Origin of the sequence: Thiosulfatihalobacter marinus (assembly GCF_016019955.1) — a bacterium.
GTDB lineage: Bacteria > Pseudomonadota > Alphaproteobacteria > Rhodobacterales > Rhodobacteraceae > Shimia > Shimia marinus_A.
Genome location: NZ_JAECRZ010000006.1, coordinates 179747 through 202715, shown reverse-complemented (window position 1 = coordinate 202715; position 22969 = coordinate 179747). Strand labels below are relative to the sequence as shown.

20 protein-coding genes are annotated in these 22969 nt (G+C 61.8%); 10 read left to right on the top strand and 10 right to left on the bottom strand.

Annotated features, from left to right (window positions below; all coding sequences use genetic code 11):
* Positions 1-6 precede the first annotated feature (6 nt).
* The 3 genes from I3253_RS11330 to I3253_RS11320 are packed head-to-tail and all read left to right on the top strand — an operon-like array spanning position 7 to position 2752.
* Positions 7-1944 (top strand): nitric oxide reductase activation protein NorD, encoded by a 1938-nt coding sequence (locus I3253_RS11330; protein WP_197917774.1) that lies wholly within the window; start codon positions 7-9, stop codon positions 1942-1944.
* A 50-nt stretch (positions 1945-1994) separates the two neighbouring features.
* Positions 1995-2498, top strand: a complete 504-nt coding sequence (locus tag I3253_RS11325; RefSeq protein ID WP_197917773.1) for a cytochrome c oxidase subunit 3 — start codon at positions 1995-1997, stop codon at positions 2496-2498.
* Between the two features lie 5 nt (positions 2499-2503).
* A complete protein-coding gene (locus I3253_RS11320; RefSeq protein ID WP_197917772.1) occupies positions 2504-2752 on the top strand; it encodes a cytochrome C oxidase subunit IV family protein in 249 nt (82 codons plus the stop codon).
* A 30-nt stretch (positions 2753-2782) separates the two neighbouring features.
* Here I3253_RS11320 and I3253_RS11315 read toward each other — a convergent pair whose 3' ends face one another.
* Positions 2783-3466: a Crp/Fnr family transcriptional regulator gene (locus I3253_RS11315; protein WP_197917771.1), complete on the bottom strand. Its 684-nt coding sequence runs from the start codon at positions 3464-3466 to the stop codon at positions 2783-2785.
* A 173-nt stretch (positions 3467-3639) separates the two neighbouring features.
* Here I3253_RS11315 and hemA point away from each other — a divergent pair, with 173 nt between their 5' ends.
* The 6 genes from hemA (at position 3640) to I3253_RS11285 (ending at position 9698) form a co-directional block, all read left to right on the top strand.
* Positions 3640-4866 carry a 5-aminolevulinate synthase gene (gene hemA, locus I3253_RS11310; RefSeq protein ID WP_197917770.1) on the top strand — a complete coding sequence of 409 codons (1227 nt, stop codon included), beginning with the start codon at positions 3640-3642 and terminating at the stop codon, positions 4864-4866.
* A gap of 197 nt (positions 4867-5063) precedes the next feature.
* Positions 5064-5570: a ferredoxin-type protein NapF gene (gene napF / locus I3253_RS11305; protein ID WP_197917769.1), complete on the top strand. Its 507-nt coding sequence runs from the start codon at positions 5064-5066 to the stop codon at positions 5568-5570.
* Positions 5564-5827: a chaperone NapD gene (locus I3253_RS11300; RefSeq protein ID WP_197917768.1), complete on the top strand. Its 264-nt coding sequence runs from the start codon at positions 5564-5566 to the stop codon at positions 5825-5827. The genes napF and I3253_RS11300 overlap by 7 nt, the downstream gene beginning before the upstream one ends.
* 12 nt (positions 5828-5839) lie before the next feature.
* Positions 5840-8329 (top strand): nitrate reductase catalytic subunit NapA, encoded by a 2490-nt coding sequence (gene napA / locus I3253_RS11295; protein WP_197917767.1) that lies wholly within the window; start codon positions 5840-5842, stop codon positions 8327-8329.
* Between the two features lie 203 nt (positions 8330-8532).
* Positions 8533-8967 (top strand): nitrate reductase cytochrome c-type subunit, encoded by a 435-nt coding sequence (locus I3253_RS11290; RefSeq protein WP_197917766.1) that lies wholly within the window; start codon positions 8533-8535, stop codon positions 8965-8967.
* 23 nt (positions 8968-8990) lie between these two features.
* Positions 8991-9698 (top strand): NapC/NirT family cytochrome c, encoded by a 708-nt coding sequence (locus I3253_RS11285; protein WP_197917765.1) that lies wholly within the window; start codon positions 8991-8993, stop codon positions 9696-9698.
* Between the two features lie 89 nt (positions 9699-9787).
* Here I3253_RS11285 and I3253_RS11280 read toward each other — a convergent pair whose 3' ends face one another.
* The 3 genes from I3253_RS11280 to hslV all read right to left on the bottom strand — a co-directional run bounded on the left by I3253_RS11280 (position 9788) and on the right by hslV (position 13064).
* Positions 9788-11023, bottom strand: coding sequence for an MFS transporter (locus I3253_RS11280; RefSeq protein ID WP_197917764.1), 1236 nt, complete (start codon positions 11021-11023; stop codon positions 9788-9790).
* Positions 11024-11135: 112 nt separating this feature from the next.
* The gene (gene hslU, locus I3253_RS11275) at positions 11136-12446 is read right to left on the bottom strand and encodes an ATP-dependent protease ATPase subunit HslU (protein ID WP_197917763.1); all 1311 of its coding nucleotides are present in this window, start codon (positions 12444-12446) and stop codon (positions 11136-11138) included.
* A 60-nt stretch (positions 12447-12506) separates the two neighbouring features.
* On the bottom strand, positions 12507-13064 hold the full coding sequence (gene hslV / locus I3253_RS11270; RefSeq protein ID WP_197917762.1) for an ATP-dependent protease subunit HslV: 558 nt from the start codon (positions 13062-13064) through the stop codon (positions 12507-12509).
* Positions 13065-13165: 101 nt separating this feature from the next.
* Between hslV and I3253_RS11265 the strand changes: the two genes are divergently transcribed.
* Positions 13166-14071 carry a hypothetical protein gene (locus tag I3253_RS11265; RefSeq protein ID WP_197917761.1) on the top strand — a complete coding sequence of 302 codons (906 nt, stop codon included), beginning with the start codon at positions 13166-13168 and terminating at the stop codon, positions 14069-14071.
* Positions 14072-14132: 61 nt separating this feature from the next.
* Here I3253_RS11265 and trxA read toward each other — a convergent pair whose 3' ends face one another.
* The 6 genes from trxA to tsaE are packed head-to-tail and all read right to left on the bottom strand — an operon-like array spanning position 14133 to position 22958.
* Positions 14133-14453: a thioredoxin gene (gene trxA / locus I3253_RS11260; RefSeq protein ID WP_197917760.1), complete on the bottom strand. Its 321-nt coding sequence runs from the start codon at positions 14451-14453 to the stop codon at positions 14133-14135.
* Positions 14454-14488: 35 nt separating this feature from the next.
* The gene (addA, locus tag I3253_RS11255) at positions 14489-17884 is read right to left on the bottom strand and encodes a double-strand break repair helicase AddA (RefSeq protein WP_197917759.1); all 3396 of its coding nucleotides are present in this window, start codon (positions 17882-17884) and stop codon (positions 14489-14491) included.
* Positions 17881-20808, bottom strand: coding sequence for a double-strand break repair protein AddB (gene addB, locus I3253_RS11250; protein ID WP_197917758.1), 2928 nt, complete (start codon positions 20806-20808; stop codon positions 17881-17883). The genes addA and addB overlap by 4 nt, the downstream gene beginning before the upstream one ends.
* Complete coding sequence (locus tag I3253_RS11245; protein ID WP_197917757.1) at positions 20801-21484, bottom strand: nucleotidyltransferase family protein; 684 nt, start codon at positions 21482-21484, stop codon at positions 20801-20803. Before I3253_RS11245 ends, addB begins: the two co-directional genes overlap by 8 nt.
* The gene (locus tag I3253_RS11240; RefSeq protein WP_197917756.1) at positions 21469-22491 is read right to left on the bottom strand and encodes an aminoglycoside phosphotransferase family protein; all 1023 of its coding nucleotides are present in this window, start codon (positions 22489-22491) and stop codon (positions 21469-21471) included. Before I3253_RS11240 ends, I3253_RS11245 begins: the two co-directional genes overlap by 16 nt.
* Positions 22491-22958 (bottom strand): tRNA (adenosine(37)-N6)-threonylcarbamoyltransferase complex ATPase subunit type 1 TsaE, encoded by a 468-nt coding sequence (gene tsaE, locus I3253_RS11235; protein ID WP_197917755.1) that lies wholly within the window; start codon positions 22956-22958, stop codon positions 22491-22493. Before tsaE ends, I3253_RS11240 begins: the two co-directional genes overlap by 1 nt.
* Positions 22959-22969: the final 11 nt, after the last annotated feature.

Sequence of the window (22969 nt, the reverse complement as noted above, 5' to 3'; positions counted from 1 at the left end):
CCGGTAATGGCTAGGATCGATTTTGAGCCATGGGAGCCCGAAGAAACTGTCGGGAAACTATGGCACAATTTTGCCAGTCGTCTTGATGCGCCAAAAGCGCATGACGAGGCCGCAGTCAACCTTACCGAGGTTGGCGGACGGCTGGCAGTTCTTTTCAGGGGATTGGGGGGCAGCCCAAGTGTGGAACTGCGCCCCGTCTCCGACGAGGTTTCCCATCACCGGCTCAGCTGGAAGCGCCGCCTGGCCACCGAGGCCGAGGCGCTGCCGCGGACCAGTTTCGACGGGGAAATCCTGCGTCTGCCGTCGCGCCTGGCAGTGTTGCCGACGCGAGAGGCCAATGGCGCGCTTTATGTCTGGCTGGCCGCTGTTGCGGCCCATGCGCCGGACCGGGTCGAAGATGACGATCCCTTGCGCGCCGATCTGCGCGCACTGGCGGCATCGCGCAGGATGGTGGCGGATACGCTGGAAGATGCGCCGGGGCTGCGTGCACTTTACGAGGCCCTGAGCCAGGGCATCCTGCATTACCGTCCCAAATCCGATCTGCCAAGGGACGAGGCCGCGGTGGATGACATTGTGCGCCACATGCTGGGCGAAACGCTTGCGGACAGCGCCCGGCCGTTCTGGCAAGCGATGGAGCTTGGCGATTTCGATGGGTTCTCCGCCCCGCGCGGATATCAGGCATTCCGTCCGGTGCCCATGTGGCCCGAGCTGCGCCCGGTGCAGTTTTCCGAGGGTCACGAGGTTGAAAACCGCGAAACCGAAGGCCCGCCGGAAGAGGGCGATACCAACGAGAAAACCCATCGCGCGCGTCGTCGAAAATCCGATCTGGCGAATCGTCAGGACAGTTTCATATTGCACAAATTCGAAGCCATCCTGAGCTGGGCCGAGTTCCTGAACCTGAACCGCCGTGTGGATGATGATGATCCCGACAATGCCAAGAAGGCTGCCGATGATCAGGACGAGATCGGGCTGGGCCAGATTTCCAAGGCGCCTCCGACAAAACTGAAGCTTCACCTTGATCTGGCGCCCGAGGACGTGGACCGCGAAAGGCTTTCGGGCAAGATCATGTATCCCGAATGGGATGTGCGCTCGGGCCGGTATCTGGCCGATCACGTCTGTGTGCTGACATCGGATGCGGATGCCAACGAGGAAAATCAGGCCTATGCGCGCGATCCTGCCGCCGCCCGCCGGATCCGCGCGGTCAAGCGCCAGTTCGAGGCGCTCCGCCCCGGACGGGTGACGACGCGCGGGCATCTGGATGGCGATGCGCTGGACATGGATGCCGCCGTGCGCGCGCAGGTGGACCGGATTGCCGATGGAGAAGGATCGGATCGGATCTGGCTGCAATCCCGCCCCGAGGCACGCGACCTGGCGGTATCGATCCTGCTGGATGTCAGCCGGTCAACCGAAAGCGCCGTTAGCGGGCGCGCCGTGATCGACATCGAGCGCGAGGCGCTGGATGCGCTGGCCTGGGGGCTGAATGCCGTGGGCGACGATTTTGCCATTCACGCGTTCAGCTCTTTGAAACGCGACCGGGTTTACATTCAGAAATGCAAGAGCTTTGGCGAACCGATGGGCGCGCTTGTGGAGCAGCGGATCGGATCGCTTCGCCCCGGGTTCTACACGCGGCTGGGCGCCGCGATCCGTCATGCCTCGGCCGACCTGGCCGAACAGACGCGGCGGCGGCGCCTGCTTTTGGTGATCACAGATGGCAAGCCCAACGATCTGGATCATTATGAAGGCCGCCACGGGATCGAGGACACCGCCATGGCGGTGCGCGAGGCCCGCCGCGCCGGGCATTCCGTGTATGGGGTGACGGTGGACCGTGACGGGAAAAGCTGGTTTGCACGCATGTTCGGGCAGGGCGGGTTTTCGATCATCCAGGATCCCGACAAGCTGATCTACGCGCTGCCTCAGATCTATCGCCAACTGGTTATTGGATGACCCAGGCGCAAACGGATCATCCCGCCGGCACGTTGCCGGGGGAGTTGATGATGTGGGTACTCATCATCTCGGAACTGCTGGTATTCGGGGCGGGGCTGATTGCGTTCATGGCGGTCCGTCTGACGGACCCGGCGGGATTCGCCGAGGCGCAGTCGCATCTCAACAGCACCAGCGCCGCGCTGAATACCGGCGTGCTGGTCACAAGCGGCTATCTCGCGGCGCGCGCCTTGCTGTGGCGGATGGACCGACAGCGCGCAAGGGCGCGGATCGCGCTGGTGGGCGCGGCGGCGCTGGGCGTGGTGTTCCTGATCATCAAGGGGGCGGAATACGCCGACAAGGCCGCTGACGGGATCGCCTGGGACACGCATCCGTTCTTTACCTTCTATTACCTGCTTACGGGGTTTCACGCCGCCCATGTCGCCGCCGGAGTGGTTCTGTTGCTGCTGGTCGCCTGGCAGGACGCGCCACGTAACATAGAGGCGGGCGCCCAGTTCTGGCATATGGTCGATCTGATCTGGGTCCTGCTGTTTCCCGTGATCTACCTGTTGGGATAGATGTCATGACCCATTTTGCCCTGACCCGCGCCTGGGGCGCTCTTGTTGGACTGTCGCTGCTGGCGGCCGCTTTTTCCGCAGGTCTGCCCACACGTATGGCGGCGCCGGCGATCGTGTTGCTGGCGTTGCTCAAGGCGCGGCTGATCCTGTCGGATTACCTTGACCTGCGTTCGGCCCCCGCCTGGCGGCGCGGCTTTACCATGGTTCTGGTCCTGTTCTGCGCTTTGGTGCTGGCGCTGTATTTCACGGGGTGAAGCCATCGCAGGGCCAGACCGCGCGCCGCATCACTGTTCTTCTTCGACGTAATCCCGCAGCGCCTGGATATCCGAAATCCGGGCCATGTCTTTTTCGATCTTTACCCCGGCATCCTTGAGCCGGGCAAAGCTGCGCGACAGGCTTTCGGGCTTCATGCCCAACCTGCCCGCGATCAGCACCTTGTCATATGGCAGTTTGACCGTGCACTGCCCGGTTTCGCAATCGGCCAGCGCCAGTAGAAAGAAACCAACCCGCTGGGCCCCGGTTTGCGCCTTGAGCTGTTCCAGCTGACTGACCAGCGAATGCAGGTGATTGAATGTGGACGACAGGATGGTCAGACCCACTTCGCTGTCATGCCGGATCAGATCAACCAAAGCGTTGCTGGGAATATGCATCACATCGCAGGGCGTCGCCGCTTCGGCGGAAACCGGATAGGGCGCATTGCGCAGCGCGACGGCTTCGCCAAAACTTTCGCCGCGGGCAAATACACTTACAACCGCCTCGTTTCCGCTTGGCGTGACACGATAAAGCTTGATCCAGCCATCCAGAACAATGTGAATGGCCGTGGCCTCTTCGTCCTGGAGGAACAGGGTTTCACCACGGTCATAATGCTTCCAGATCGCGCGCGACAAAAGGGTGTCTCTGTGCTGTTCCGGCAAAGCCTTCATCAGCATCGCATTGCGCGCGATGGCCTTGTGAATTTCGTGTGGCACAGATGTTTTCCCTTGTTCCCCTGGGCCGGTCCCCAACCATGCCCGCCGCCAATTGCTATCAAATGATTTGGCACAGGTCCATGACGCAGCGGCGCAAACCCCTTGATGAAAGTCAAGATATCGGTGTCTGCAATGTGATTTTACACTGGAAGGACTTTCGCGAAAGGCATGCCATGAACTTTCAGAGATATTTCCAGAACCGCCTGAGCGCACTTCAGGACGAAGGCAATTACCGCGTCTTCGCCGACTTGTCCCGGTATCGTGGCGCCTTTCCCCGCGCCGAACATACAGGGCAATCGGGGGATCGGCAGGACGTCACGATCTGGTGCTCGAACGACTATCTGGGAATGGGCCAGCATCCGGACGTGATTGGCGCAATGCATGACGCGCTGGACCGCACAGGCGCGGGGGCCGGTGGCACGCGCAATATATCAGGTACCACACATGATCACGTTGTTCTGGAGCAGGAACTGGCGGATCTGCACGGAAAGGAAGCCGCGCTGCTCTTTACCTCGGGTTATGTGTCGAACTGGGCCGCGTTGGGGACGCTGGCCAGCGAGATACCGGGCCTGATCGTGTTTTCCGACGCGCTGAACCATGCCTCGATGATCGAAGGCATCCGCCACTCACGGGCGCAAAAAGTTATCTGGAAACACAACGATCTGAACGACCTAGAGACGCGGCTGGCCGCTGCCGATCCCGACGCACCCAAGATGATCGCCTTTGAATCCGTCTATTCGATGGATGGCGATATCGCTCCGATCAAGGAGATCTGTGATCTTGCCGACAGGTATGGCGCGATGACCTATCTGGACGAGGTGCACGCGGTCGGGATGTATGGCCCGCGCGGAGGCGGAATTGCAGAGCGCGAGGGCCTGATGCACAGGCTGACCGTGATTGAGGGCACTTTGGGCAAGGCATTTGGCGTTGTCGGAGGCTATATTGCGGCCTCTGCCGCGCTGTGTGATTTTGTCCGCAGTTTCGCCAGCGGATTTATCTTCACAACCGCGTTGCCGCCGGCGGTGGCAGCGGGTGCTGCTGCGTCTGTGCGCTACCTGAAACAGTCCGGCACGGAACGGCAGGGGCAGCGCGACCGCGTTGCCGGGGTGCGCGCCGGGCTGGATCGGCTGGGCATCCCGCATCAACCCAATCCAAGCCACATCATCCCGGTGATGGTGGGCGACCCTGTCAAATGCAAGTTCATTTCGGACAGCCTTTTGGAAGAGTTCGGGATCTACATCCAGCCGATCAATTATCCAACTGTGCCCAAGGGCACGGAACGGCTGCGAATCACGCCGTCGCCGGTGCATTCGGACGCGGATGTTTCGCAGCTTCTGGACGCTCTTTCCGACTTGTGGAACCGGTGCCAGATGGCAAGGATGCCGCTCGCGGCGCAGTAGACAGCGCAAGGGCAAAACCCGCTTTCGCACAGGCCCAGCGGCCAGTGGCCCGGCGCAGTCCGCAACCAATCCAATTCTGTTTTCTGAATATATTTTAGGCACTTAGATAATCCGAATTGCCCTGTAAATGATGCAGATCAAGTTGCCGGAAATGATTTCGAATTATCACATGGGATAACGAATTCGTGAGCACCGGTATGTCCCACCAACCTGCAAGACGTTCCTTCCTGAAAGGCCGGTTTTCCCGGCCAGTGGTCATGCGCCCCCCCGGCGCGGTGACTGAAGGCGAATTTGCGGATACCTGCACCAAGTGTGATAACTGTATCACGGCGTGTCCAGAGGCGATCGTTTTTCGCGATGACGAGGGATTCCCGCGTGTCGATCTGACGAAAGGGGCCTGCACGTTTTGCGGAATCTGCGCCCAGGTCTGCACCCCGGAGGCCATTCTGCCCACCAAAGCCTGGGCCTGGCGGGCAACGCCCAAGGCCACGTGCCTGTCGATCCAGGGCATCACTTGCCGCACCTGCGAGGATCAGTGCGAACAACAGGCGATCCGTTTCCGTCTGCAAACCGGCGGCCGGTCAGAGCCGCTTTTCGACAACGATCTTTGTATCGGCTGTGGCGCTTGTTCCGCCGCCTGTCCGGCAGGTGCAATCGACTTTGTCCAAACCGCCCCGATACCCAGCGAGGAAACACGATGCTGAACATCTGCGGATGCCTGGTTCACACGATGCCAGAGATGGCCGGAAGCGTCATGGAGGCGATAGATTCGATGGACGGATGCGACGTTCATGCGCATGACGATGGCCGTATTGTCGTGACCGCCGAAGACACCGAAGACAAGCGCGCCTCGGAACTGATCATGGAGATGCATCAGATCCCCGGCGTGCTGACCGTCACAATCACTTATCACCATTTCGAACCGGTCGGCCCAGAACTGACCGCCGCGCATACGCTTTGAGGAGGCCCAGCCATGACATTGCCAACTTCCCGACGTTCCTTTCTGAAAGCCTCGGCTGCCGCCGCGACGGCATCCGCAGCGGGCATTACCCTGCCGAATGCCGCAGGCGCGCAGGTCGGCACCCCTGACATCCGCTGGGACAAGGCGCCGTGCCGGTTCTGTGGTACGGGCTGTTCCGTTCTGGTGGGCACCAAGGATGGCCGCGTCGTTGCCACGCAGGGGGATCCCAAGGCGCCGGTAAACCGGGGGCTGAACTGTATCAAGGGCTATTTCCTGTCCAAGATCATGTATGGCAAGGACCGCCTGACCACGCCGCTGCTGCGCAAGACCAACGGGGAATACGACAAGAACGGTGAATTCACCCCGGTATCCTGGGACGAGGCGTTTGACGTGATGGCCGAAAAATGGAAGCAGACCCTCAAGGAAAAGGGCCCCACGGCTGTATCGATGTTCGGATCCGGCCAGTGGACCGTGTGGGAAGGTTATGCCGCCTCAAAGTTCATGAAGGCCGGGCTGCGCAGCAACAATATCGACCCGAACGCGCGCCATTGCATGGCGTCCGCGGTTGTTGGCTTTATCCGCGCCTTCGGCATCGATGAACCGATGGGGTGTTATGACGATCTCGAACATGCCGATACGTTTGTGCTTTGGGGCTCGAACATGGCCGAGATGCACCCGATCCTGTGGTCGCGCCTGACCAACACGCGCCTGACCAAGCCGGGCAGCGAGGTGCATGTTCTGTCGACATTCGAACACCGTTCGTTCGAACTGGCCGATAACGGCATGATCTTTACGCCGCAAACCGATCTGGCGATCCTGAACTTCATCGCGAAATACATCATCGACAATGATGCGGTGAACTGGGACTTTGTGAATTCCAGCGTGAATTTTACCAAGACGGCCACGGATATCGGTTACGGCCTGCGTGACAACAATCCGCTGCAACAGGCGGCGGCAAACCCGAATTCAGGCAAGCTCGAAAAGATCGATTTCGAGCAGTACAAGGAGTATGTATCCGACTACACGCTGGAAAAGGTTTCCAAGCTGTCGGGTGTTCCCGAAAGCAACCTGCTGCGTCTGGCACAGCAATATGCCGACCCGGACCGCAAGGTCATGAGCCTGTGGACCATGGGTTTCAATCAGCACACGCGCGGATCCTGGGTGAACGGGCTGATGTACAACGTGCATCTGCTGACCGGCAAGATTTCCGAGCCGGGCAATTCGCCTTTCTCGCTGACCGGTCAGCCATCGGCCTGTGGGACAGCCCGCGAGGTTGGCACCTTTGCCCACCGCCTGCCCGCTGACATGGTGGTGATGAATGAAGAGCACCGCAAGTTTGCCGAGGAAAAATGGATGCTGCCCGAGGGCACCATACCGCCCAAGCCCGGTTTCCACGCGGTCTTGCAGCATCGCAAGCTGAAGGATGGTGATCTGAACTGCCATTGGGTGCAGTGCAACAACAACCTGCAAGCCGCCCCGAACCTGAATGAAGAGGGTCTGCCGGGATACCGCAACCCTGATAACTTCATCACCGTATCCGAGCCTTATCCCACCGTTACCGCAATGGCCGCCGACCTAATCCTGCCCACCGCCATGTGGGTGGAAAAGGAAGGTGCCTATGGCAACGCCGAGCGCCGGACCCAGTTCTGGCGCCAGCAGGTGGACGCGCCGGGCGAGGCCAAATCGGACCTGTGGCAGGTCATGGAATTCTCAAAACGTTTCCAGATCGAAGAGGTGTGGCCCGAAGAGCTGATCGCCCAGAAACCGGAGTATCGCGGCAAGTCGGTCTACGAAGTGTTGTTCGAAAACGGCAAGGTCAACAAATATCCGCTGTCGGAAACGGCCGAAGGGTTCAACAACGACGAGGCCAAATATTACGGTCACTACGTGCAGAAGGGTCTGTTCGAGGAATACGCCAGTTTTGGGCGCGGCAAGGCGCATGATCTGGCGGATTTTGATGTCTACCATCAGGCCCGTGGCCTGCGCTGGCCCGTGGTGGACGGCAAGGAAACCCTGTACCGCTTCCGCGAAGGGTATGACCCCTATGTCAAGGAAGGCGAGGGCGTAAAGTTTTATGCCAAGCCGGACGGGCGCGCCAACATCATCTTTGCTCCCTATGAGCCACCTGCCGAAAGCCCGGACGAAGACTATCCGCTGTGGCTTGTGACGGGTCGTGTGCTGGAACACTGGCATTCCGGTTCCATGACGCGCCGGGTGCCCGAACTGCACCGGTCGTACCCGTCGGCGGTGGTGTTCATGCACCCCGAAGACGCCAAGGACAGGGGGCTGCGGCGCGGCCAGGAGATCGTGCTGGCCACCCGGCGCGGCGAGGTCAATAGCCGGGTCGAGACCCGAGGGCGCAACAAGATGCCGCGCGGTGTCGTGTTCATGCCCTGGTTCGACGAGCATCAGTTGACCAACAAGCTGACGCTGGATGCAACCTGCCCGCTCTCGAAAGAGACCGACTTCAAGAAATGTGCCTGCAAGGTCGAGCGCGCCTAGGCGCCCGTCTTTGAGCAAAAGAGCAACCCATGTCCGCCCGAAAGACAACCCGCACCAATCGCGACCGCCGCCGTTTTCAGCAGGAAGCGGCGCGCGGGGCGAAGGCAACTTCCACGACGCCTGCGCCGGGACGTGCCCGAGTGCGATCCAACCCTGCGCCAAAGGTCGGTAAGGCCGCCTGAGCTAGCAATGGAGATAGCAAGATGATTAAACAACGCCTCATCAGCGCCCTGACAATAGCGGTTCTCGTCATCGCCGGTGGCCTGGCGGCCGCCCAGCAAGCCGGATCGGTCAAAAGCCTGCGTGGTGCGCCGGTCGATGAATTCGTGCCGGTGGACAAGATCTACAAGCAGGATGAAAAGCGCTTTGTGCGCAACTATCGCCAACAGCCCCCGCTGATCCCGCATGCGATCGACCGGTACCAGATCGATCTGAGCGCCAATCAATGCCTGGCGTGCCATGACTGGTCGAACGCAGGTGATCGCGACGCACCAACCCTGTCGATGACGCATTATCTGGATCGCGACGGCAATCAGCTGGATGCAGTGTCCGGGACACGTTGGTTCTGTAATCAATGTCACGTTCCGCAGGCCGACGCGCCGGCGTTGGTGGACAATGTCTTTGTGCCTTCGCAGTAAGCCGTTCGGAAAGGACAAGAAAAATGTCAGACCAAGACGCAAATAAGGGCTTCATCGGGCGCGTGTGGCGTTTTGTGAACTCTCCCTCGGGCGTGTTTTCGCTGGGTTTCCTGCTGATTGTCGGCTTTGTAACCGGCGTTCTGTTCTGGGGTGGTTTCAACTGGGCGGTGGAAGCCACCAACACCGAGTCCTTCTGCATTTCGTGCCACGAAATGGAGGACAACGTGTACGCCGAATATCAGGGCACTGTTCACCAGAACAACAGCTCTGGCGTGCGTGCGGTTTGCTCTGATTGCCACGTGCCCAAGGACTGGGGGCCAAAGATGATCCGCAAGATCCAGGCGTCCAAAGAGCTTTACGGCAAGTTCATCACCAGGTCGATCTCGACCCCGGAAAAGTTCGAGGAGCGACGAATAATCCTCGCGTCACGCGAGTGGAAGCGGATGAAAAAGTCGGATTCCAAAGAGTGCCGCAACTGTCACAGCTTTGAATATATGGACTTTACCCAGCAGGAAAACCGGGCGGCTGACAACCACCAGGTTGCGCTGGATCAGGGCAAGACCTGTATCGATTGTCACCAGGGCATCGCGCACAAGCTGCCTGCGGGATATCTGGAAGCCTATGAAGATGTCGTGGCCGATCTGACGGCGGATGGCTTCCTGCCGCCTCCCAAGGGCTATGCCACGGCCAGTTCGTACGGGGATCTGAAAACCTATCTTGGGTCGAAGTGATCTGATGAAGAAATCTGTCGGGGCGCGGCTGGCGCCCTGACGGCGATTGCCGGGGATGACCGGCTTTGACACGACAGGCGGAATGGGTGTCAGTCAGGATCAACGCGGCGCGGCAGATCGTGCCGCGCCCGTGCCACGCCAATCACCATCAGCGTTGTCGTGACCAGGAAATAGACCGCGACGCCCAGATACTGCCGAGGCAGTCCGATCCCAAGGTCGATCAGGCCACCGGTGATTGCCGGACCGATCGCCGACCCCAGAACCATCACCGCAGCCGCCGCCGATTTGATCGCGCCGATATGGCGGGTGCCATAGAACTCGGCCCAGAACGCCGCCACCAATGTGGCATTCGCCCCGGCGGTCAGGCCCATGAAAAACAACCCCGCCAACGCCATGACGGGCACTTGCGCCTGCGAGAACAGGACAAATGCCAGCACCATGGGCACCTGTGACCACGGGATCAGCCGCGCGGTGCCCCATCTGTCCAGCGCCCAGCCGGACAGAAGCATCGCCGCTATGCTTGTCAGGGTGAAGAACGGGTAGAGCGCCACCAGCTCCAGATGCGCCCAGCCTTTGATCTCGGCGTAATGCACCTGCTGAAAAAAGAACGCTGTGTTGAAGGCCGACGGACCAAGAAGCGCGGGCACCATCAGCCAGAACAGACGGTGGCGCAGACATTGCGCGCGCGTCCAGTGCTGCCCTCTCATGCCAAGCGACTGTGATCCCCGCGCATGACTTTGCGGGGTGCGTTCCTGTGCCAGGAGCGCCCAAAGTGCGGGAATACCCGCCAGCGACACGCTTGCCGCGATCCACCACAGCGATTGCCAGTTGGCCGCCGACATCGCCGACACCACCACCATGGGCAGAAACGCCTCTCCAAGGGAAAACCCAAGCGCCGCGATGGACAGCGCCCGGCCCCGGGTGGCAACGAACCAGCGCGCCATGGCCACCACCGCGATATGGCTCAGCATCCCTTGCCCCGCAAAGCGCAACGCAAAGATCACGAAGGGGAGCGCCCAAGCGGCGGACAGCTCGGCCATGAGGATGCTGGCGGCGGCGAGCAGTGCCAGGATCACCGCCCCAAGTGCCCGGACACGGAAATGATCGGTCAGCACCCCGGCCCAGATCATCACCACCGCCGATGCCCCCGTGCCCAGCGAATAAAGCCCGCCCCATTCGCCGTGGCTAAGGCCGAACTGGGCGCGGATCTCTCCGGCAAACAGCGAGATAAAATAGGTTTGCCCGAAACCGGACAGAAAGGTCAGCAACATGCCGGGCAACAGCCACCGGAAATTCTGTCGCAGAAAGGCGCGCGTTGCGGTCATGGGCCGCCGCCGGTGAAAGGATCGTGAATAGACACAAAAGCCGCCCGGTTCCATTGGAAATCCGGGCGACTATGCCGTGAAGAAACCGATACCGCCAGTCCGGCCCGCGAAATCAAAGCACGTAGCGGCTGACATCCACGGATTTGGCCAGTTCGCCCAGGTTTGTCTCGACAAATCCGGCATCTACCGTCACCACGTCTCCTGACCGGTCGGGTGCGGTGAAACTCAGTTCCTCAAAGACCCGTTCCATCACGGTGTAAAGCCGCCTGGCGCCGATGTTTTCGACGGATTGGTTCACGTCCGCCGCGATCCTGGCCAATGCCTTGATCCCATCCTCGGTGAAGGTGACGGTGACTTCCTCGGTGCCCATGAGCGCGGTGTATTGCAGGGTCAGCGCGTTGTCGGTTTCCGTCAGGATGCGGACAAAATCCGCTTCGGTCAGCGCCCGAAGTTCCACGCGGATCGGCAGACGGCCCTGCAATTCGGGCAGCAAATCGGAAGGCTTGGCAATGTGGAACGCCCCCGAGGCGATGAACAGGATGTGGTCGGTTTTCACCGGGCCGTGTTTGGTGGACACTGTGGTGCCCTCGATCAGGGGCAGCAGGTCACGCTGCACGCCTTCGCGGCTGACATCGCCGCCGCGTGCTTCCTGACGGGCGCATACCTTGTCGATCTCGTCCAGAAAGACGATGCCGTTCTGCTCTACTGCTTCCAGCGCGGCGCGGGTTACGGTTTCGTCATCCAGCAGCTTGTCGGCCTCTTCCGAGATCAGAATGTCATAGCTTTCCGCCACGGTCAGCTTGCGTTTGACGGTGCGGCCACCCAGCGCCTTTCCGAACAGATCGCCCAGATTCATCATGCCCATCTGCCCGCCGGGCTGGCCGGGTATGTCGAACATGCCACCCATCGGATTTGACGTGTCGGCAATGTCGAGTTCGATGACCGTGTTGTTCAGTTCACCGGTCTTGAGCTTTTTGCGGAACATTTCGCGCGTTGCGTCGCGCGCGTCTTCGCCCGCGATGGCCTCGATCACGCGCTCTTCGGCGGCCTTGTAGGCGTTGGCCCTGACATCCTCGCGCATGGTTTCGCGGGTCTGGATGATCGCCGCATCGACCAGATCGCGAATGATCTGTTCAACATCGCGCCCGACATAGCCGACCTCGGTGAATTTCGTCGCCTCGACCTTGATGAAAGGCGCCTTGGCCAGCCTGGCCAGTCGGCGGCTGATCTCGGTCTTGCCCACACCGGTGGGGCCAATCATCAGGATGTTCTTGGGATAGACCTCGTCACGCAGGTCATCCGACAGCTGCTTGCGGCGCCAGCGATTGCGCAGGGCCACAGCCACGGCGCGCTTGGCATCTTTCTGGCCAATGATGAACCGGTCCAGTTCCGAGACGATTTCGCGGGGGGTCAGGTTGGTCATGTGGTATCCTTGTGGGGCCAAAAATCCCTGAAGACTTCTGGTAAAAGCGTTGCGATGCTCTTATGCGGTGATCTTTTCGACGGTCAGGTTGCCGTTGGTGTAAACGCAGATGTCCGAGGCGATCGCCATGGATTTGCGCGCCACCTCTTCGGCACTCAGATCGCTGTCCATCAGCGCCCGGGCCGCCGCCAGCGCGTAATTCCCGCCCGAGCCGATCGCGGTGACATCATGTTCGGGTTCCAGCACGTCACCGGCGCCGGTGATCACGAAAATGTCGCTGCCATCCGACACGATCAGCATTGCTTCCAGTTTTTGCAGGTACTTGTCGGTGCGCCAGTCCTTGGCCAGTTCCACGCTGGCGCGGGCCAGTTGACCGGGGGTGGATTCCAGCTTGGTCTCAAGCCGCTCCAGCAGTGCAAAGGCGTCCGCCGTCGATCCGGCAAACCCGGCAACCACCTCGTGCCCGCCCGGTTTCAGGCGGCGCACCTTGCGCGCCGTGCCCTTGATCACGGTCTGGCCCAAAGACACCTGCCCGTCGCCGGCGATAACTACCTCGCCGCCCTTCTTGACACCAATGATCGTGGTGCCGTGCCATCCGGGAAACTGGTCGTCGGCCATCTGTGTTCTCCTGTCTGTCTGTCGCCCTATATGAGCGTCCCGAAGCGCAGGCACAAGGGCGGGCCTTGTCGCGCGGGGCGTGCCGTCCTAGCGTCGGGCGTATGAGCGGTGAAAGGCAAATCAGATTCTATCTGCCCGATGGATTGCGGCAAAGCGCGGCGGCGGGCGAGCACAACTTCCTGAACAAGATCGGCGCGGTGCTGGCGGATGCCGGGTTCAGGGCAGCGTATGTGGATCCGTCCCAGGCAGACCCCCGGGCGCCGGGCTTTTCGCTGTTTCACATGCAAGAGCCGTTTGCGCGCAATTCGGTGACGATACGGCGGGCCTATTATTATCCGTTCTGGCAGATCGAGCGCACCAATGAACGCTGGAACTGGGATGTCGCGCGGGCCCGGTTCGATGCCGACGCGGTTGACCGCGAAGCGGCAGACAAGTTTTACCGGTTCTGGCAAAAACGGCTTTATGGCGAGGCCGCGAAACGAGTGGGACAAGACGGGTTCGTCTATGTGCCGCTTCAGGGCCGTCTGACGCAACAGCGCTCTTTTCAGACATGCAGCCCGACAGAGATGATCCACCACGCTCTGACCCACGCGCCCGGCCAACGGGTGATCGCGGCCCTGCACCCCAGGGAACACTATGACGAGGCGGATTATGCAGCGTTGGAGCGGCTGGATGCGGACCATGACCGGCTGGAGCTGCGTATGGGAGAAATGGAGGCGCTTTTGCCCAGATGCGCCTATGTCGTGACCGAGAATTCCAGCGTGGCCTTTGCCGGATTTTTGCTTGGCAAACCCTGCGTGACATTCGCCCGGATAGATTTCCATCATATCGCTGCCGATGTCGCCCGGCTGGGCATCGGCGGGGCGTTTGAGGCCGTACGCGGGCCGGTACCGGATTTCGCGGGCTATGTGTGGTGGTTCCTGCAAAAAATGTCGATCAATGCCGGCCGCCCGGACGCCGAAGAAAAAATCCGGGCGCGTTTTGCGGCGCTGGGCTGGCCGGTGTGATCGACAGGAAAAAGGGCGCCCGGAACCGGGGCGCCCTGAATCAACCTCTGTGAGCAGAGACTTAGATCGAGTCTTCGATCCAGCTTTGCAGCGCGGCCTTGGGGGCGGCGCCCGCGCGGTTCGAAATCACCTGGCCATCCTTGAAGATGAACAGGGCCGGAATGCCCCGCACACCCATCGCGGCGGCGGCGTTCGGGTTGGAATCCACGTCCACCTTGGCAATCTTTACCTTGCCTTCCATCTCTGCCGACAGCTCTTCCAATGCCGGGCCGATCTGTTTGCAGGGGCCGCACCATTCGGCCCAGAAATCCACGACAACAGGCACGGCGGAATTCTTTACTTCTTCGTCAAAGGTGGCATCGGTGACAGCAACGGTTGCCATTTGGGATCTCCTGAATGGAATTGGGTTGGCTGAACCTAGGGACCGTGCGCAGAAGCGTCAAGGTGCCCCGACGCGGCAAGCGCATTTGTTACAAGATCGTGTGGAAGTGGCATGAGCTGCGCCGTTCGTGTCCACAGGATCGCCGTGTCGATCCGCTTGTCCGGGTAGATTTGCGCCAAGGCGTGGGCATAGGCGCCCATCTGGCGCAACAGGCCATCCGGCACAAGCTGCGGATGTTCCGGAACGGTCATGTTGGTCTTGAAATCCACAGCGGTGACGGCACCGGGTGTCACGATCAGACGGTCGATGACCCCCGACAATCGGGCCTGTCCCAGGTTTGCGGTAAACGGCACCTCGGCCAGTGTCTCTGACGCGAAAACAGAGCCTAATTCCGCGGAATCGAGAACCCGGGCGGCTTCGGCCAACATGTCATCCATGTCGTTCGGGGCTGCCTGGGGGTCTTCGGTTCGAAGCAGGTTTTCCGTAATGCGTCGCCAATCAGCCCTTTCGAACTTCGGCAGGTGCTCCAGCAGAAGGTGAATACAGGTGCCGCGCCGTTTGGCGGCCTCTTCGTCGCGGCCCGCATCACCCGCCAAAGCCTTGGCACCGCCCAGTTGCGACGGCCCAACCGGTACAGGGCGCGGGACGGGCGCGATTGCGGAGCGGTTGTAAAGCGCGGGAACGTTCGGATAGTCCGAGATCGCTTCCTTCGCGGCGTTGTTCACCGGACCAGTCCAGTCACCAACTTCATACCGCAGACCCGAACCTCCGGTATAGATGCAGGGTTCGGCGCCGACATCGATCATGCCCTGACGTATGATGTCATACCAGCTTTCGCCGTCCTTCCCCAGATCCCCGGCGGCTGTCACGATCAGCCATTTTTCCGCCCGGGTCATTGCGACGTACAAAAGGCGCAGCCGTTCGGCGCGTTGCGCTTCGGCCATCGCATCGCGGGCGGCGGAAATGGACTTTGGCGCCGCGTCTGCGCTGGTGTTCCAGGCGGCTATGTTCCCCAGATCCACGATTGGCGCATCGGTTTTTACCAGCCGTTTGCCAGTGTCGGGCAATATCACGATCGGGGCTTCCAGGCCTTTCGATCCGTGAACCGTCATCACCCGAATACGGTTGCCCGCGCTGTCCATCTGGCGCTTGATTTCCAGGTCGTCGGTTTCCATCCACAACAGAAACCCGGTCAGGCTGGGCACATTGCCGGATTCATAGGCAAGCGCCTGGCTGAGCAGGGCATTGATGCCGTCCTCTGCCTCGGCCCCCAAGCGCGCCAACAGCTTGCGGCGCCCGTCATGCCGGGTCAGGATCCGGTCGATCAGGTCATAAGGGCGCAGGAAATCCGTCTGGCGCAGCAGATCGTCAATCATGACGAGCGCATCGGCGAATTCATCACGACGATTGCGCAGCTCTTCCCACAGGAACGCGCCTTTGCGGCGGTGGGCCAGATCAAACAAGGCCTGTTCGCTTATGCCAAACAACGGCGAGCGTAGCGCCGTGGCCAGGGACAGATCGTCTTCGGGCGTGCTGAGAAAAGACAACAGCGCGGCCAGATCGCGAACGGCCATTTCCGCCCCGACCTTGAGCCGGTCAGCCCCGGCAATGGGAAGATTGCGCGATTTGCAGGCCCGGATGATTTCCTGGAACAGATCTGACCGGCGCTGGACCAGGATCAGGAAATCGCCTGCCTGAACCGGGCGCAGCGCTATGGTGCCATCGGTGTGCACCTTGCCCGCGATCGGCTTTTTCGTGTCAATCAGGCGCTTGATTTCATCCGCGATCCGCTCGGCAAGAACAACGATATGATGGGTTTCGCCCAACCGGTCGACCGGATCGAACCAATCGGATTTCTCCGGCCTCGGCCCTTTTTCCACCACCGGCCAAAGATCCACCCGCCCCGGCAATTCGTGGTGAAAGGCGCGGTGCAGATTTTCCTTTGGAAACCCGGCCTGCGCGCGGGTGCCAAAGCAGGTATCGACAAGTTCCAGAATCGCGCGGGAACTGCGGAAGGAGTATTCCAGCGACAGGGATTGCAGAGGATGGCCGGTGGGATCCAACCGGGCCGCGAATTCGGCCTGCATCCGGTCGAACTCTGCCGGATCAGCGCCCTGGAAACTATAGATCGACTGTTTCTTGTCACCCACCACGAAAATGGTGCGTAGCACGTCGGCGCGCGCGCCGCTGCCGCTGGTGAATTCCTGAGCCAGCCTTTCAACCACCTGCCATTGCGCCGGGCTGGTGTCTTGGGCCTCATCCACAAGAATGTGGTCGATGCCGCCATCCAGGCGGTACAGCACCCATGCGGCCACATCGGGGTCGTTCAGCAAGGCGCGGGCACGAAGGATCAGATCGTCGAAATCCAGCCAGCCACGGGATTGCTTGGCTCGTTCATAGTGAACCAGAAAGCGGTGTCCAAAGCCGTGCAACGCCAGAGACCGCTCGATCGCCGCAAGCGCCAGCCGGCTTTCCCGCGCGGCCTCGACCCGCAGCATCCAGCGGCCGATCTCCGCGATCAGATCGGGGTGATCTGCCCTTACGGATTTGGTTGGAAAAGAGCCTGACTTGGCTGAAAACGGCTCTTTCGCGCCTTTTCCGTTCAGGAAAACGCTTTCCAGTACCGGCAGGGCACTCAGGTCAAGCGAGGCAATTCCCTGTAATTTTTCAGCCGCCTTGTTGTCCATCGTGCCGCCGGTGCGCAGGGCCTCCAACAGGCGCGACAGCAACTCGGCCTCCCCCCCAAGGAACACGTTCTGCGTCAGGGTTTCGGTCGACAACGTTGCCGGCGCGCCAAAGGCGGCGGTAAGATCGGTGCGCGTGATCGGCTGACGAAAGGCCGATGCCTTGCGGATGATTGCAGCCGTCAGGTCTGTCAGGCTTTCACCGGTGAAATGTCGGGCAAGGGTTTCGATCAGCGGCGCGTCCGGGCCGTCTGCCATCTGGTCGGTAATGTCCTCGCGCAGCAGTTCCGCCGCGCGTTCTTCCATTTCCCGGAACAGCGGCGATACCCCCGCTTCCAAAGGAAACCGGCGCAGCAGGGCGGCACAGAACGAGTGAATGGTCTGGATCTTGAGCCCGCCGGGCGCCTCGATCGCGCGCGCAAACAGGGTGCGCGCCGTCTTCAGATCCTGCGCGTTCGGTGATGTATCAACGCCAAGCTCGCGCAGCTCCTTGCGCAGGTCATCATCGCCCTTCATCGCCCAGGCGCCCAGCCGCTTGAACAGACGGTTCTGCATTTCACTGGCGGCGGCCTTGGTATAGGTCAGGCAAAGGATATGTTGCGGAAGCACGCCTTCCAGCAACAACCGGGCGACGCGGTCTGTCAACACCCGCGTCTTGCCGGATCCGGCATTGGCTGACAGCCAGGTGCTGTCACGCGGGCTGGCGGCCTGAACCTGGCGTTCGGTGGCATCATCGCGCTGCATCACGACATCTCCTCGGGAACGGGTGTATCGGTGGCGTCCCATTCCCCGAACCGCGCCAGTTGATCATAGTCGCCCGCATCGCTTTCCGACTGCATGGCGCGCCGGGCGGTGAAACCTTTGCCATCGGCCAGATAGCAGGTCATCAGCGTGACGAATTCGGCCCAGACCTGTGACGCCCCGGTTTCCTCCAGCGGTGCGGGTTGATCCCTGGGGGTGGTTCCCAGGCCAATATAGATCGCGTCGGCCACTGTTGCCGGTGAGAGGCCCTCGAACCCGCCCTGTTCGGCCAGCGCCGCCTCAAGCAGAAGCTGCTTGTCGAAATAGGTTTGTTCGTCCTTCGACGGGGGCGCACCGGTTTTGTAATCATACAGGATCCACTGGCCTTGCGGGGTCATGTCAATCCGGTCGGCCTTGGCGGTCAGGGTAAAGTCCAGCGGGTCTATTCGTCCCTTGGCCCTGCATTCAAAGGCGACAGGGCGCGCGCGTTCCCGGCGTCGTGCCTCGCCCTGCACGATATGATCGGCAACCCGCTCCAGCCGTGCTTTCCAAAGCACGCGCGCGGTGGGCCAGGGCACGTTTTGGGCAAGAACAGTCTCTGATATTTCCAGCAACTCTTCCTTGGTGACGGGGCTGTCCGGCGGAGTGTTCGCGATCAGTTGTTCCAGCACATCATGCACGATGATACCGCGCAAAAGCGCATCGGGCGTGCGCATCAACGGGTTAAGCGGGCGCAGTCGCAGGACATGCCTGGCATAGATCGCATAAGGGTCGCGGATCAGGCGCTTCACTTCCGTCACGGACAGCCGATCGGGGCGCGACCCGCGTGGCGGCACCGGCGAAGGGCGCGGCGCCGGGGTGGCCTTGCCGGGCGCCTCCATCGCGCGTACCAGCGACAACCAGGTTTGACCGCGCTCCAGCATGTCCTCCAGGGCCGCATCTCCGCCCTGTTCGGGCAATCCGCGCAACAGGTTGGTCAGGCGGTTGATCCAGCGCGAGGGAACGGTTTCGGCCTCGTCCGTGCGGATGGCGCGGGTTATCCAGACATCGGGGGCACAGACGGCCTGTTGAAAATCATGCGCCGACAGGCCGATGCGCCGTTCCGGCAGCAACAACCCGGCCTGGTGGCGCATCTGGCGGTTCAGCCACGGGTCGGGCGCGGGGGACTGAGGCCAGATCCCTTCGTTCAGCCCGCCCAGAATGACAAGATCGGCGCCCTGAACGCGGGATTCCAATGTGCCCCAGATCAATATGCCCGGATGGCCGCTGTCGCGGTCGCGCACTTCGCGGCGGGACAGAATCGCGCCAAGCAGATCGTTGTAGTCGGCCGCAGAAATTTCGCCTGCCAAATCCGCATGGTCAGTCATCTCGGTCATGACCTTGCGCGCTTCCTGCCCGGCGTTTTTCTCCCACAATCCGCCCGACCCGGCCCCCGGCCCCTGCGCGATGCGTTCGGCAAGGGACAGATGCGCGCTCAGCCGGTCTGGCAACGCAATCGCGCCTGGTGCCTCGTGCCCGCAAAAGGCCAGGGTCAGCCACGCCGCCCATTCCGAGGCATCCTGTTTCTGCGCCACCGCCCAGGCGGAGAACTGCGTGGCGGTGGGATAGGTGATCCCCTTGCGGCGCAGCCACAGCTCCAGCTCGCGGGTGAAACGTAAATGCGGGCCGCGATCCTGTCCGCCATGGGTGAGCGGGTGTTTGAGAAGGGTGAGCAGCGTCTCGGTGGTCAGTTTGTGCTGAAACAGCCCCGACACATGGCGCAGAAAACGGCCTGGCGGCGCAAGATGAAGCGGGGTGCCGGCGCTGTCATCCGGTTCGATGTCCCACCGGTCCAGTGCGGTGGCAACCTGCCGGGTCAGCATCCTGTCGGGCGTGATCAGCGCCGCCGTCTGTCCGTCTTCGGCGGCCTGACGCAGGCGCGCGGCGATGACCAGCGCCTCTTCACGAACCGACGCGGCCTCGATCAGCGTGACCTTGGCCGTAGCGTGGTCAAGTCCGGTCAGGGACGGGCCTTCGCTCAGCCATTGATCGGTGACGGGAGCAGGGCGCAGCGCCAGCGAAATCAGCCGGTTGCGCGGCGGGCAGGGCGGCGCGGTCACGTGCCAGGGGGCGATCTCGGCCGGCGCCAACCCCAACTGCTGCATGAGCTTGTAAAACCGGTATTGCGGGTGATCCTCTGCGGTCAAGGCATCACCCAGATGGTCCCAGACAGGGGCGGGCATGTCGAAATCGAATCCCGGAAGCACGATCGCGCCCTGTGGCAGCCGGGCGACGGCCTGCATCAACAGCATCGTCGTGCCGCGCGACCCGGTGGAACCGGCCAGGATCACAGGGTCTTTGGGCGGTGATTGTGCCCAGCTGTGAACCAGATGCTCGACGATGCGCCGCTGGCGGCTTTGGGCATCGGGGGCTTGCTCCGTATCGTCCAGGAAATGGCGCACAATGCCCAGAAACGTCTTGGCGCGTGCCCAGTGGCCGGATTGGTCGGCCACATCCAGCGCCTCGATGGCATCGAACGGCACGCCTTCGCCCTGCATTTCGTCCATCAGGCCGGCCAGGCTGTCGGCCAGGTCATAGATCGAGGCGCGCGCGGCCAGATCCGGCTCGGCGCGCAGCAATTCCGAAACAAGCTGGATCAGTTCGAACCGGCGGCGCAGGTCCGGCACCGGGGCGGGCAGCCGGGCGGCACCGATATCGCGCCCGACATCCGACAACAGCTCGATACGCGGCAACAGCATCGGCGGACCGGCGTCAAACCGGTCCTTGATGCGCCGGGCCATGCGGGCGGTATTCACGACCAGACGCACCCGCGCCATGTCCTGCCCAGGCCGTCCGGCCATGCGCGTCATCAGCCCATCGACCAGCGCGCCGGGGAAATCCGCGCCGGGCGGCAGGGCAAATACCCGCGCGCCGTCATTTGCGTCAAACATTGCCATGCTCCAACAGTTTTTCGGCCTGTACGATGCCTTCGGCTGTGCCGACATCGCACCAGCGGCCCGGATAGGACACGCCAAACATGCGCCCTTGCGCGATCATGCGGTCCCACACCCGGTTCAGCGAAAACGCCTTGTCGGGCATGTCGCGCAGGTGATCGGTTTTCAGGATTTGCACACCGCCATAGACCAGGCCGGGGCCGCGCGTGATCTGGCCGGTTTGCGCCAAGCGAAAATCGCCCCGTCCGGCATGGCCCATGGTGTTCTCGCGCCGGACACATACGGCCAGGGCATCCATTCGGGAGGGATCCCAATGCGCCTGTGCCAGCCTGAACGGATTTGGCCCGGCCCAGATCGCATCGGTGTTGGTGGTGAAAACCGGCCCTTCACCCAAAAGGGGCAACGCGTGGCGCAAGCCGCCCCCGGTTTCAAGGATTTCCGGCTGCTCGATGGATACGACAACGCCCGAACCGTCCAGATGCGTGACCATCTGGTCGGCCAGATAGTGCAGGTTGGCCACGATCCGGGCGGGCTCGATTTCGCGTACAAGGCGCAGCGTATGGTCGATCAACGCGGTTCCGGCGACCGGAATCAACGGCTTTGGCCGGCTTTCGGTCAACACCCCCATGCGGGTGCCGAACCCGGCGGCAAACATCATCACGGATTGGGGCATGTGGTGCGTTCGTCCTTGAGTTTCCGCAGCAGCGACGGGGTGGGTTCGGGCAGGGCACTGCGCACGATGGCAGCCACCGGTTTCAGCGCGGGATGTTGCAGATCGCGCAGGACATACCCCCAGACGCGGGGGATGAAATCCACGTAATGTGGCCTGCCGGCCTGAAGCGACAGGCGCGCGAATACACCCAGTATTCTCAGGTTACGCTGAGCACCAAGGACGGCATAGGCCGCCTGGAATGCGGCGCTGTCCACGCCGGTCGCGTCCACATAGCGGGCGATCATGGCGGTCTCGATCCGCTCTGGCACGTCCCGGCGGGCGTCTTGCAAAAGCGATACCAGATCATAGGCGGGATGTGCCTGAAACGCGTCCTGAAAATCCAGCAACCCAACCCGCGCAAGCCCGGCCCGGTTCGGGAGCCACAACAGGTTTTCGGCGTGATAGTCACGCAAGGCTAAAACCGTGTGACCAACTGCATACCGCTCCAGTAGGGTATGTAACGCCGACACAAGCTCGTTACGGGCGGCGCTGTCCGGGTGGCCCGCGCCCGCCGCGTACCAGTCAAAAACCGGTGTCGTCATTTCGGCCAGCTCACGCGCTTTGGGTGCGGGCAGATCGGTGGGCGCCAACGCCTGATGCAAGTGTACCAACACATCGGTGGCGGCGGTGTATAGCGTGTGGTCCTGGGTGGGCCGGGCGCGCATCAGATTGGCAAACAGGGCGTCTCCCAGATCCTCCAGCACCATCAGGCCAAGCGCCTCGTCGCAGGCCAGAACATCGGGCGGCGACAGGCCCAGATGGCCAAGATACAGCGCAATATCGCGGAATGCGCTGACCGGGGGATTGGTGTCGGGTGGCGCGTCCATCAGCACGGCGCGCGACCCGTCAGCGCGGGCCAAACGCTCGTATCGGCGGTTCGAGGCATCGCCGGCCAGAGGGGACCGCTGGGCCGCGGCCCAGCCGGAATGTGCAAGGAAACTGTCTATCCGCGCCGTGCGATCCGTCATCAGGCCAGCCCCGCAAGGCGGTCCGCCCAAAGCGGTGTGCCGGTCATTGCCAGCCTGCGCTGCCCCGTCCCGGCGCCCAGTTCAAATGAAAGGTGCAAGGCAGACGCCGGCGCCAGATCGGCAAGCCGATCGGGCCATTCGATCAGGCAAATCGCCTGGTCAAAGGCGTCGACCAACCCCAGTTCGACAATCTCGTCGGGTGAGGTCAGCCGGTAAAGATCCGCGTGCCAGATTTCTCCGATCGGGGTTTCGTAGGTCTGAACCAGCGTGAATGTGGGCGAAGGCACATCCTCGGGCACCTGCAACAGGCTCTGGATCAGGGACCGTGCGAAATGGGTCTTGCCGGCCCCGATATCGCCTTCAAGCAGAACGACATCGCCTGGCGCCAGGATGGCGGCGATTTGCCGGGCCAGCGCGGTGGTTTCTTCGGGTGAATTCAGAGTCATTGTCGGCAAAGCAGGCGTCATGGCGCAAGACT